We start from the raw sequence: 12,855 nt of genomic DNA on the forward strand, positions 1-12,855 counted from the left end.
TAACAATGTATTCACGCATCGGGCCGACTTCGTCGACCCTCGGTCTGCCCGAGGATTCTCGAGGAAGCGGTATCAGGCGAACACACCTGCGATGCTAAGTCCTGTCGGACACGGTCACTTTGCGACCTTAAGCCTCTCGGCGTCGTGAATACGGTACGTTAGCTGAAACCCGAGCAAGATCTATGTTTTGGGGGAAGCACAGGATGAATATTGAAGATCGGTTTCTTCCTTTCCCTATCTTAAATACAGATTAGACTATTTTAAGGCAAATTACATATTCAGACCTTGATGACATTTCAAGCTACTGTACTATACAGAAGTGTCTCCGTACACTGTTTGGGATGTTCACAAAGGCATAGAAGATACTAAAGCATTTTTAGACTTCATTTACACATCGATATAGCGTACAGAAAGTTGGCCCTTGGGGAATTGAACATAGAGAAACCAGTAGAATTATTGGAAGTTGCAGTTTTATTAATTGGGACAATAAGAATCGAAGTGCAGAAATAGGATATATATTATATCAAAAGAATATTGGAATCAGGGAATCATGACCGAAGTGATAATTTAACTTCGTAATTCATGTTCGATATCCTTTAGATTGATGAGCTCGCCTTTTTCCATGGCATCGTGAGCAGATGTAATTGTGGTCAAGTCGTCTGAAGTAGTAGGCTCATCATCAAGAGGAATTTCCGAATGTTTATTTTGTTGGATCAAACGCTCCATCAAATACGCGAGGAGATAAAACGATGACAAAAAACAAATTAATAAGAATGGACAATGTCGGCATCGTTGTAGAATCCCTTGATAACGCAATCTCTTTTTTCGAGGAGATTGGCTTGAGCCTCGAAGGGCGAGCCAATGTTGAAGGTGAATGGGCTGGTCGCGTCACCGGATTAGGTTCTCAGTGCGTAGAGATTGCTATGATGGTTACCCCAGATGGTCACAGCCGACTTGAACTTTCGAGATTTCTCACCCCACCTACTATATCAGATCACCGGACTGCTCCTGTAAACTCTCTCGGTTATCTACGCGTCATGTTTACAGTTCAGGACATTGACGAAATAGTATCCAGACTCAGTAAGTATGGTGCTCAGCTCGTTGGCGAAGTGGTTCAGTACGAGGACTCTTATCGGCTCTGCTACATTCGTGGAATTGAAGGACTTCTAATCGGTTTGGCGGAACAACTCGGTAACAAATAAGTAAGGGACGGTTTATAGAAAGACTTTACTGAAGTCTCTGTAGATTGCAAGGTCCGGCCAAGACACACCTTCGCTTCCCTACGGCGACGGAGGAGCCGATCCGACCGACGGCTCCAGAAAGAAGACAGATTGTGCAACTGCCGCCGGGTACATGCCCTTCCCCCTCATTACACTTCGCCATACACTGCCTCAAAGATCCATATGAGGGAGTGAAGGGCCCGTGCTGCCGTCCGTTACGGTCGTAATTCCGTTTTACAATTGTCCCTTTATCGGCCAGGCCGTAGCCAGCGTGCTGGGACAAAGCTACAGCAACATCGAGGTGATCGTCGTCGATGACGGCTCCACGATGCATCAGCATCTGCTGGACCCCTACCGTTCGCGGATTGTTTACTTGCAGAAGAGCAACGGAGGAACCGCCAGCGCGCTGAATTACGGCATGCAGCAAGCGGCAGGACGCTATATCTCATGGCTCAGCTCGGATGACGTATTCGTACGCGACAAGATCGTAAATCAGGTTTCCTTCATGGAAGAGAAGAGAGCGCAGTTCAGCTTCACCGACTATCACACCATCAACGCTTCCAACCAGATTACGCAGTACTGCTCCACGATGAAGTTCCCGACGAAAAAGGCGTTTGTCTCCTCCATGCTCGACTATTGCCCGATCAACGGCTGCACGGTCATGATGCTCAAGCATCTGGCAGGAGCGGTCGGCTGGTTCAATACCGGCCTGCCCTATACCCATGATTACGACCTTTGGGTCCGGATCGCGCTCAACGGCGTCGGCATGCACTTCTTGAATGAACCGCTTACCCTGTACCGGCGCCACGCGGTTATGGGAACGATCCAGAAGGGCCAGCAGGTCGCGAACGAATTTGAATCCATGCGAGCGTATTATGCTCCGATGCTGAGACAGCGCCTTGCCGGCATGCCGGGATAAGGCTTGGCCTGAAATTCGAGTTTGCTTTTAACAAGAACCTTTCGCATCCCGATTCCGGGAGTTGCGGAAGGCTTCTTATCTATAGAAATGGGAGTTCTTTCAGCAGAAGAAAGATCATTTGTAAGAGTAGATAGGCTGGTAAAATCTAAGAGGAGATCACTCATGAGGAAACGATAGCCGTGACACTTTTATTCATGGCTGTTCATGCGTGGTATCCATCACGTGCAGCCAGTCAATGACGACCACATGGTAAAGCAAGTCATTCAAGGTGAACTTACATGAGGCACATTTGGTCGGATATGAGATATGACCGTGATGAATTTCTTAACAAAGTACACATGGGCTACATATATTAATCCATGACAATTGACTATCTCAATTGAAATGGAGGATGATTAATGATTAACTCACTCATGCCCCAATATGCTTATGCTGGCGAACCTTATTGGGGGTTACCGACGGTTACGGACGACCGACAGATGATGCCACATCCCACACTTCTGGAGGCTAGACAAATTGCTCCAAATCAAATATTGCTTATGTACGATCAGCGGACTGATTTAGCATCGGCAACAAATATCTCCAATTACTGGATTAGAAGCAATGTGGGGCCCGTTGGAATTGCAAGCGTTGGGATGGGCGAAGCAATTTCGCCAGCTAATCTAATACGTCCTGATATGGGAATGATTTCGCCTGTGGACAATTCGAAAACGAGATTTGTCATGACTTTTAGAGTAAATGCAATGACGGGGGTCCTATACGTTGTGCTTCCTTGTTTTGTTAACTTGGAGGGAAGATCGGGTTACGGGGGAGCAAACTGGGGTCCCTTCAGCAGAAATATGTTTATCGGAATGTAAATCAGATATTGAACTATCGTTGATGCCATCACCTATTGTTGCGTTAACAAAAAAGAGCCGTTCTCTCTGGAAGAGAACGGCTCTTTTTCGCGTCATCGATCCCTGATTCTAAAAAGGAAGCTTGCGCAGCTGCCCTTTGAAAGAGAGACGCATCACCGGCATCAAGCTTGTCCGGCCAGCTCCTCCAGAAGCTTGAACGCCTGATCCAGCTTCTCCGCCGGGATGCGGGCGTAACGGTCGCCGATATGAATCTCTCCGGCACAGGAGTCCGGGGAAGTCTCCTTCAGATAAGGCAGGAAAGCGACTCCGGTCTCCTTCGCCGTCTGTTCCAGCAGAGCGGATGCTTGCTCCATGGGAAGGTCCAGATGCAGATGGAACATGTTGGATACCGGCTGCTCCGGCACGGTGCGCATGCGGCTGCAGCGGTTGAAGCGGGAGCTGAGATCGCGGGCTCCGTTCAGGTACGTCTCCATCAGCGGCAGACGCTGGTCCAGATAATGCTCCGAGCTGACGATGTACGGGTAAAGGCTGACCAAATCCCCTCCATGGCGTCTTTTCCACACCTTCGATTGCTGCGCCAGATCGGCATCCCCAGCCAGAATGGCGCCTGCGATGCCGCCGACTCCCTTGTAGAAGGATACATAGACACTGTCGAAAAGGCTGCAGATCTCGGCTTCCGAACGGCCGTAATAAGGCACGATCTCGAACAGGCGCGCCCCGTCCAGATGGATCGGAATGCCCTGCTCCCTGCACCAGGCGGATATCGCCTGCAGCTCTTCATAGGAAGGCAGCTGGCCCCCGATCTCGCGCTGCGGCAGTTCCAGAAGCAGGCAACCGATCTCCTCCCGGACCGCCTGGATATCCTCCAGCGTGATCAATCGATCCGGATCGCCCAGAAGGATCGACCGAATCCCATGCAGCTCATGCAGTCCCCTCTCCTCATGGATTTCCAGGTGGCATAGCGGGTGATAGGCCGCCGTGCGGAAGCCGCGGCGGTCGCACCAGATTCGAAGGGCGATCTGCTGAGCCATCGTGCCGCTCGGGAAAAATACGGCCGCTTCCTTGCCCAGCAGCTTCGCCATCTTCGCCTCGAACGCTTCGATGACTTCTCCTCTTCCGTACATATCGCTGAACCGTGATCCATCTGCCTGCTCGAAAGCATCCATCAGCACCTGCATGGAGCGCGGACCATGCCCGATAATCAGATAGTCGGCCTCCTGATAGCTTAACTCCAAAGCGGATTCTTTCTTCATCCTGCACTCTCCCCTTCCGTATACCCTCTATGCTGGTATATCAGAAAGGGGAGGTTCGGCGCAAGGACAGAATCAAGTTGTGATCAAGTTTTCAATCAAGCGATGTTATTGACCCATCCATCCTGTTCCCGCCAGCAGGCGGAACAGGGCTGCCGCGGTCTCGGCTCGGCTGGCCGCTTGGGCTGGAGCAAAGCGCCCGTCCGGCAAGCCGTTCATGACTCCGCTCGCCGCCGCTTGCCGGACGTAATCGGACGCCCATCCCGAAATGGAGCCGGCATCGGCAAATGCGGAGGTCTGAACAGCTGCATCCCCTTGCCGAAGATGAGCCAGCGCTCTAGCCAGCACAACGGCCAGCTCTTCCCTCGTCACCCGCGCTGCCGGATGGAAAGATGAATCGGCGTAGCCCTTCATGAGTCCAGCTTCTGCTGCAGCCGCAACAGCATCGGTGTACCAGCTTCCGGCGGACACATCCTTGAAGGCCATCTCCTGTTCCGGGAGGTTTAAGTCGAACGCCCGGACGAGCATGGCCGCGAGCTCCGCGCGTGTAACCGGCTTGTCCGGAGCGAAGCCGGCTCCCGGAATTCCGCTTACGATTCCTTTGGAAGCCAGGCTCCTTACCGCCCTCGCGCTCCAGTGACCGTCAAGGCCGGAAATTCCGGAAGGTCGGATGGCGAGCATGAAGATGCCGTTGCGGCTAGTTCTTGCTGTCAGCTGCGTTTCTTGTTGATGGGATGCCGTTAGATTCGCAGGGACATAACCAGCGGAATTCAGAAGCTCGTCGTAGCGGATGACGGCTGAATCGGTTATGTTCACCATCCCTGCCTGCGAGAATGAATAAGCGAATCGGATCCAGTTGCTTGGCTCCGCTGCCTTGCGGCCGCTCGGAGAGGTCAGGAAAATCCTGAATTCGACCGGCGTTCCTTGCGGTTTCCAGCCCTTCGCCAGCGCGGCTTGCGTCGCCAGCCGCGCCTTGGCTTCATCCGGCTGGCGCAGCAGGAATTCAAGCGCGGTTGCCGGCATATCCGAGCTAGGCTGAGCATGCAGGAATTCCACAGCCTCCCTCGCCTTCAGCGTGATGAAGACAGGTCCGTTCACGAGCTGCAGCACAAGCTCCGGCTGTCTCTTTGCCGCTTCCTCCAGCGCGCCGGCGCTGAACGAGACCTTTCCATCGCTTCCCGCAGGGACTTCCACGATGAAAAGCTTATCCGTCCAAGCCTTCTGCAACGCTCCGTCTTGGCTGCCCATGCCCGGAGAAGCGGAAGGCGCAGCGGTTGGTGACGGCGAGAGCGATGGAGTCGCAATCGGGCCTGTAGACGGAATGGATGTCGATGTCGGCGTAGGCGTCGGGGTTCCCGCCGGGGTCGGTGTCGGGCTTCCCGTCGGCGTCGACGTCGGGCTTCCCGTCGGCGTCGGCGTTGGGCTTCCCGTCGGTGTTGGTGTCGGACTGCCCGTCGGGGTCGGCGTCGGCTCAGCCGTCACGGGTTCGACGACCTGCACCGTATAAGCCCGATGGATCTCACCGACCCGGACGTCAAGATCGGCTTCGCCTGCGGCGACAGCAGCAAGCCTGCCTTCCTTGAACGAAGCCACCGCTTGCGGCGAGACGGAGATCTTGGCTTGTGCCGTCACATCCGCTCCGTCCTTGTCCAGCACCTGAACAGTCGTCGCCGAACCCGGCTCCAATCGGAACGGTCCGGTCTGACCGTCCGACAGCCGGACTTCGAACGGCTTCGGATCCGATGCGAAGCCGGCGTTCACTTCACGGAACGTGAAATTCGGCGCGGCCGGATTGGACACCCGTTGTATTCTCTCGCCGCGGATGATGAGATTATCCACCTTCAGCGAGCCTTTCATGTCGGAAGCAATCTCGACTCCGCTCGTCCCGGCTCCGTCCAGGACGTTGTCCGCAAGCTCGACTCCCTGCACGCTCTTGCCCCCATGGACGATCAGGCCGGAGTAGGTGCTGTCGTAAGCGTTGTTGCCGCGAACGAGAATTCGGCTGTCTCCGCCGATATCGCTCTCCCCCGCATACAGCCACAGAGCGCCGAGATTGACTCCATAGCCGGAGTCGACACTGCCCGTGCGGATCAGCGTGTTGCGCTCCACGACGGTCGCGCCTTGGAAAGGCTCCGCCGAGAAGCGGGTCGAGACGGCGATGCCGGCTCCATTCGCGATCGTATCCTTGGCGATGTTGTCCTGGATCTTGTTGTCCCGGCCGCCGAACACGACGATGTTGTCGGCCAGCCAAGGCAGCGAGACCGTATTGAAGCGGGCCGTGTTGTTCACGCTCGGCGTTCTCTCCGTTCCGTTGACGTCCGCAAGCTTGGCGTCGGTGAACGACCACATCGCGATGCCGTCGTCTCCGGGATATCGGATGTCGCTCTGCTCCATCATGCTGTCCGACGTTCCGACGGCGAAGTTGATGCCGTCCGCCATCAGGTTGCGGATGCGCAGTCCGGCCATGTACAGGCCATCCGTGCGCTTCTTCTCGCCGATCGGCTGCGTCAGCCACAGCCCGGCCTTCGTATGCTCGATCCAGATGTTCTGCAGCACCGAGCCCGGTCCGAACGCGCCGTGGAAGGCATTGTCGAGCGCTTCGTCATCCCGGACGTTGATGCCTCCGTCGATGAGCAGGTCATAGACTCTGACCTTGCCGCCGTGGCCGTAGAAGCGCGCCCCGTCCAGCTCGGTATGCCAGCTGCCGGCGCCGCGGATGACGGCATCCTGAAGGTCGATGACTTGATCCGAGAACGTGAAGACTCCCGCCGGGAACCACACGCCCTTGCCCTGCTTGCCTGCTTCCGCAAGGGCTGCCGTCAATGCCGCCGTGTCGTCCAAGCCGTCGTTCGCGGCCGCGCCGAAGTCGGTGACGGCCAGGAAGCCTTCCGGCATGGAGTAGGCCGCATCCGCTTTCTCCAGATCGACCAGGTCGATCGTGTAGGAGGCCGCTTCATCGCCTTCGGCTTTTTCCAGCCGCACGGTCGATCCAGCCGGCACGTCTCCGATCAGGACATGGATGTCGTCGTAGAACCGGTGCGCGCTGCCTTGCCTCGGATCGTTGGACCACGGATAGCTGCCGTATTCCCACGCATACTTGCTGGTCAGCTCAAGCTTCTGGCGGAAGACGCCGTCGACATACAGCGAGAGCGTCTGCTCGTCCCCGCTGCCGTCCTTGCTGTCCGGAATCGAATAGCGGACAACGAGGGAGTCGGCTTCGGCAGCAGTCTTGAATTCGATGTAATCGCCTTGCTTGTTCAGCATGACGGCCTTGCGTCCCGAAGCCTCCGATGCCAGCTCCTTGTATTTGCGCGAAGGGCCGATATGCTCTCCATTCGTCTCCGCATCTTCGGCTTCGTAGCTGATGTAGTTCACCGTTGCTCCCCGGTAGGCGGGGGCCGCGCTGTCTGCAACCGTCAGGCTGTCGATCGAGGCGCCGCTTGGAAGCCCTTCCGCCGACACCGTATTGATGCCTGCGCGCAGCTTAAGCTTGAAGGCTGCTTCCGCGCTTCCCGCCTGACTCTTCAGCTGGAAAGGCTGGACATCCAGTCCGTTGGCGTCGATGCCGGCTGCCGACGCTTCGCTGCCGTTATAGCGGTAGCGGACCGTGACCGCGTAGGTATCGCCAACCGGCGCATTGACGGCGAAGCGGTAAGCTCCATCGCCATGGAAAGCGTCGCTTCCCTTGTATTCGACGCTGCTCCGCACCGGATCCAGCCGCCAGCCGGCTCCGGCCTCCGTGCCCAGCTTCAATCCCTGCTCCAGGTACATGCCCGAATCCGCGTTCCGGAGCTGCTTGTAACCGAGCTTCTCTTCCAGCTTCCACTGAGCGCCAGGAAGGTGCAAATCCGTCGCCAGAGCAAGGCTGCCGTCCGTTCCGGCGGCCAAATACTTGCCCGTGGACGCATTGCGGATGAGCTTGCGGCCGTTGAAATCCTGGACGAGCCAGCGGGCCGACGCTTGTCCCGCTCCTGCCGGAGCATAAGCTGCGGCCCCCTCGGTGTCGGCCAGCAGCTTGGAGGCATCGCCGGCGAGGGAGATTTCAACCGGACCGCCGTTATCCTGGACCGGCGTCGAGGTGTTTTTGTTCACGGGAACGTCAATGGACGGAATTTCGCCGGATTCGGGATATTCGAATATCCAGCGGGAAGTGCCGAGGCTGTCCGCCACGAGCCCATGCTCGGCATAACCGGCTCCGCCGCCCGCATGGACGAGCTCGTCGCTGTAGCTTCCATACAGGCTGCGGATGAGCCAGGCTCCTCCATCCGCCGTCCGGGAAACATCCCAGCTTGACGCTTCGGGCGCTTCAGCGCTGCCCGCCGCCTTGCTCTCGAGGAAGCTGTAGTCGCCGTTCAGCGTGAGGAAGCGGCCGGATGCTGCATTCCGGATTTTCACTCCGTCTTCTTCCTTGACGATGACCCATTGGGAGTAAGAGTTTGTTTCTTCCGGGCTGCCGTACAGCACGACGCCTCCGGCATTTTCATACAAATACCCTTTGCCGCCTGCCGACTTGATGCGCAGCAATTGTCCGGCTGGAGCTTCCGCCGGCGGCAGGACGACCGGCTCCGCCGTGAACAGCGCTTCCGGCCGCTCTCCGGCTCCAGCAGCCTTGCTCAGCCGGATAGCCGGGCCGCCGCCGTCCGCGCTTTGCCCCGCAATCAGATAGTGGCCGGCCCAGCCGCTCTTGAACGTCGTATAGACCTGATCTCCTACCGTCACGTCTTGCAGGCTCCATTTGACGCTGTCCCACGATGCGTTGACGTTCGCGATGGTTTCCGGTGATTCGGCCGGATCATCCTCCGATTCATGCCCGGCGATATTCTCCAGGGCGACATAACGTCCGCTAGCCTGGTTTTTGAGCAGCATTTTGCCGGGTGCGCCGGAATCCTCCGAATACCAGACCGCCGAGTAGTCGCCGGCGTCCGCCTCCCCGTACGTCACCATGCCGACGGTCGCGCCGTTTTCCTGCGTTTCCTTCAAATACAAGCTGTCCGATCCGTTGACCTTGTACCTGAACAGCCGCTGCTGATCCTCGGCCACCGCCAAGAACTTCCATTTCGGGCTTCCCCAGCCCGGATTGATGATGCCGTATTCCGCGTATTTGGTCAGGTTCTGGAGAGAAACGAACTTGTCCGGCTGCTTGCCGGGCTCCTTGTCCGTCACGCTGCTGATGAGATTGGAGTTGCCTCCGGTGTCCCGCACCGTCCACACGAAGCTGCGGTCCACGCTGCTGAGATCCGCGAGAGGACTGACCTGAATATGGCCGTCCGGCATGTCCGAAATGTTGATATAATGGCCGGTCTGCCTGTTCTGGAACAGCTTGCGCCCCTCATGCTTGCGGATCAGCCACTGGTCGCTGGTGTCATCCCCGCTTTTGGCATTGCCGTATTTGAGCAAGCCATCTGCCGTCTCATACAGGTAGAAGGGCTGCCAGCCGTTCTGGATGCGCACATAATGATCGGCTCCGTCTGCCGGCAACGATGGATCGACGAGCTGCCACTGGGCGCCTAGAGAAGAAGCATCCGCAGCGGCTTGAACCGTGCCGTCGGAGTTGCCCGTGACGAAGCTGTCCAGGCTGCCTGCTGCTCCGATCGTCTGGTAATCGTCGTAGTCATCGGACAGCGTAAGCGTCCACTGGCTCTCCGGCGTGCCGAAGCCGGCATCCAGAGCAGACAGCATGCCGCCGCTCCTCGTCAAATAGTGGCCGGTCGCCGAATTGCGGATCCGCTTCGTTCCGTCGTAATCCTCGACGAACCACAGATAGTCCGCCGCCCGCGCCGGATCGGCAACCAGCGCGCCGTGTTTCAATGCGCCCGCTTCCTCATAGATATAATCCGTCGGCGAGTTCGCGTCGGTATACGAAGCGATCCGGACCGGCTGCAGCGCCGAGGGGGAAGCGATGCGCCACTGCGCGGATGGATTGCTCTTGGCTCCCGGCCAGCTGTTGGACCGCGCGTCCCGGTCGTCCGGAAACTGCGCATTGAGCAGGTAGGAATCGAACTTGCCGTTGGCAAAGGTAACATAACCGAGCCCGTCCGCCGAGCTTTCCTGCAGCCAATCGGTGAGTCCGGGCTCGGCAGGATCGGGATCTCCGGCGGGCATCGCCGCCCATTCGAGAGGCCCCTGCTTGATCAGATGGCCGGTCTCGCGGTTGCGGATCTGGACTTTGCCTGGCACGCTCCCGGGCTCGATGAACCACTGGGCATTGAAATCCTTGTCGCTTTTGGCGCCGAAGCCGACGACGGAAGCGTCTTGGCCGGCGATCTGCCCTTCATACTCGTACAGCACCATGCCCGGATGGAAGCGCGATTCGATCTGGACCGCGTCGACAGGCACGAGCATCCATTTAGGGCTTTCGAATTCCAGGTTGATGTCCGAGCTCAGCTCGGCGAAGCCCAGCTGGTCCTCCTCATGGATCGCCCGCTTGCCGCTCGGGTCGGCGGCGCTCACGATGTTCATGAATCCGCTCGTCGCAGTCGGGTTGATGAGCCACTGCTCGGATGCGGAGGGACTCGCCACTTGCCGGGCCTTCAAGGCATCCCTGCGCTGCGGCGTCTCCGAAGACGTGATGTAATGGCCTGTCTTGCTGTTCCGGATCAAGTAGGAGCCTTCTGCCGCCTCCACCTCCCAATGAGAGGATTCATCTCCCGGATTGGTCATGCCGTACCGTACGGTGCCGTCGGATGCCTCGTACAGATAGTTGTTCTGCCACATGTTCTTGATCCGCATCTTGCCGGCAGGGATATCCCCCGCTCCATTGCCGCCTTGCGCCGCCGCTCCTGCCCCGTAAGCCGGCAGGCTGGCCAGCAGCAGCACCAGTGCCATCAGCGCCGCGGCCGCAGCCCGGAATCGCTTCATTTCAGAAGACCTCCCCGTATTTTCGCTTTCTCTCTCATTTTATGATGGAACCGTTTTCATGGACGATGTGCGTTATTAGGGGAACAAGGTGCGATTCTACGGAAATAGGAATAAATTTCTATATCGGACATAGGAAGATAACCGGCATGGTATAATGGGGACTCTATCGGGTTGCGCGATCCGAACGTTTTCATTCGGCTGAAGGAAGGGATGGAAGCTTCAATGGTTGAGATTTCAGTCTGTCATTACGAGGCATTCAGCACGATTCCCGGCAAGGGCAATCCGGCTGGTGTCGTGCTTGCAGGAGAGGGCTTGTCCGAGCCGCAAATGCTGGCGATCGCCTCCAAGGTCGGCTTCAACGAGACCGCGTTTGTGCTGCCGTCGGACAGCGCCGATCTGAGGATTCGGTATTTCACGCCAGGGCATGAGGTGAATCTGTGCGGGCATGCGACGATGGCGACGCTGTGCGCGCTGTCGGAGCAGGGTAGGATCGTACCCGGCCGTTCCTTGGCCGTGGAGACGGAGGCAGGCATTCTCCCGATCCGGATCGAGCGAAGGAGCGACGGATTCCTGGACATGACGATGAGGCAGGCGGAGCCCCGCTTCATGCCTTTCGCAGGATCCAGGGCTGCGCTTGCGGAATCCATCGGACTTGCACAATCCGATCTGGACGACGAGCTGCCCGTCGTATACGGAAACACGGGAATCTGGACGCTCATCGTACCGGTCAAGCAGCTGGATTCCTTCACCCGCATGGTTCCGCGAAATGAATTGTTCCCGGACATCCTGACGGAGATGCCCCGGGCATCCGTGCATCCCATCTGCCTTCATGCCTTTGATTCCGAGGCGGATCTGCATGCCCGCCATTTCTCCTCCCCTTTCTCCGGCACGGTCGAGGATCCCGTCACGGGCACGGCCTCAGGAGTCATGGGGGCTTATTACGACGCTTATATCCGACCCGGCGGACCGCTTCCGCTGCAGCTGGGCGTCGAGCAGGGACAGGAGATCGGCTGCGATGGCCGCGTCAACGTCGAGATCGGGGAGGAAGGCGGCAGCCGTTCCGTACATATCACAGGTACAGCCGTATTCGTGAAGGAATGGACGTTGAGCATCTGATTTCGGCTAGGACTACGCTCACCCTTTCCGCCACGGGCGGGCAAGAAGCCAGAAAAACCAACCCAAGGAGTGATTAGAAATGGATGCAAGCCTATTCGATCAGCTCGACTTCGTGCGGAATCAGACGCTGGGACGGCTGAATGGTGTCGATGAGCGATCCGCGGACGCCATTCCTCCGGGCTTCCGCAACTCGATCCGCTGGAATGCCGGCCATCTGTACGTCGTGCTGGAGCGATTCGCGTTCCGGGCGATCGGCCTTCCGCTGCAGCTGCCGGAGGGGTTCGTGGAGCAATACGAATACGGGACCTCGCCTGCGTCTCTGCCCGCATCTGCGCAAGCCGCCACGATGGAGGAGCTCATCATGCTTCTGCAGGATCAGCCAGACCGCATCCGTGCCGGCCTTTCCGGCCGAATGCAGGAAAGCGTGTCTCCATACACCACCTCGACCGGATTCACCTTGTCCACCCCCGAGCAGTTCATCCGGCTAGGGTTGTATCATGAAGGCTTGCATTTCAGCATCATCAAATCGTACCGGACCCTTCTCGGCCTGAGTTGAGAACCGGTCCAACGGGAGCAGGAATGAACAGGCTGCCGGCTCCATAACCCGTTATGCTAGAGATGAAGGAGAGATCGGC

6 protein-coding genes are annotated in these 12,855 nt (G+C 57.6%); 4 read left to right on the forward strand and 2 right to left on the reverse strand.

All coding sequences use genetic code 11. From position 1 onward, the window contains the following. Window positions 1–749 precede the first annotated feature (749 nt). The gene (locus ACLBWT_RS06175; RefSeq protein ID WP_447662153.1) at window positions 750–1,202 is read left to right on the forward strand and encodes a VOC family protein; all 453 of its coding nucleotides are present in this window, start codon (window positions 750–752) and stop codon (window positions 1,200–1,202) included. Between the two features lie 220 nt (window positions 1,203–1,422). Beyond that, window positions 1,423–2,139, forward strand: a complete 717-nt coding sequence (locus ACLBWT_RS06180; protein WP_447662154.1) for a glycosyltransferase family 2 protein — start codon at window positions 1,423–1,425, stop codon at window positions 2,137–2,139. Between the two features lie 1,018 nt (window positions 2,140–3,157). Here ACLBWT_RS06180 and ACLBWT_RS06185 read toward each other — a convergent pair. Together ACLBWT_RS06185 and ACLBWT_RS06190 are read right to left on the reverse strand one after the other, a co-directional pair. Then, complete coding sequence (locus ACLBWT_RS06185; RefSeq protein ID WP_447662155.1) at window positions 3,158–4,249, reverse strand: threonine aldolase family protein; 1,092 nt, start codon at window positions 4,247–4,249, stop codon at window positions 3,158–3,160. 105 nt (window positions 4,250–4,354) lie between these two features. After that, a complete protein-coding gene (locus tag ACLBWT_RS06190) occupies window positions 4,355–11,104 on the reverse strand; it encodes an S-layer homology domain-containing protein (RefSeq protein ID WP_447662156.1) in 6,750 nt (2,249 codons plus the stop codon). 222 nt (window positions 11,105–11,326) lie between these two features. Between ACLBWT_RS06190 and ACLBWT_RS06195 the strand changes: the two genes are divergently transcribed. Together ACLBWT_RS06195 and ACLBWT_RS06200 are read left to right on the forward strand one after the other, a co-directional pair. Continuing rightward, the gene (locus ACLBWT_RS06195) at window positions 11,327–12,220 is read left to right on the forward strand and encodes a PhzF family phenazine biosynthesis isomerase (RefSeq protein WP_447662157.1); all 894 of its coding nucleotides are present in this window, start codon (window positions 11,327–11,329) and stop codon (window positions 12,218–12,220) included. Window positions 12,221–12,299: 79 nt separating this feature from the next. After that, window positions 12,300–12,776, forward strand: coding sequence for a DinB family protein (locus tag ACLBWT_RS06200; protein ID WP_447662158.1), 477 nt, complete (start codon window positions 12,300–12,302; stop codon window positions 12,774–12,776). The last annotated feature ends 79 nt before the right edge of the window (window positions 12,777–12,855 follow it).

Source organism: Paenibacillus sp. D51F (assembly GCF_053345695.1).

Coding starts and splice junctions, on each gene's coding strand:
- ACLBWT_RS06175 (WP_447662153.1), top strand. CDS start 750: ATGACAAAAAACAAATTAATAAGAATGGACAATGTCGGCATCGTTGTA.
- ACLBWT_RS06185 (WP_447662155.1), bottom strand. CDS start 4,249: ATGAAGAAAGAATCCGCTTTGGAGTTAAGCTATCAGGAGGCCGACTAT.
- ACLBWT_RS06190 (WP_447662156.1), bottom strand. CDS start 11,104: ATGAAGCGATTCCGGGCTGCGGCCGCGGCGCTGATGGCACTGGTGCTG.
- ACLBWT_RS06195 (WP_447662157.1), top strand. CDS start 11,327: ATGGTTGAGATTTCAGTCTGTCATTACGAGGCATTCAGCACGATTCCC.
- ACLBWT_RS06200 (WP_447662158.1), top strand. CDS start 12,300: ATGGATGCAAGCCTATTCGATCAGCTCGACTTCGTGCGGAATCAGACG.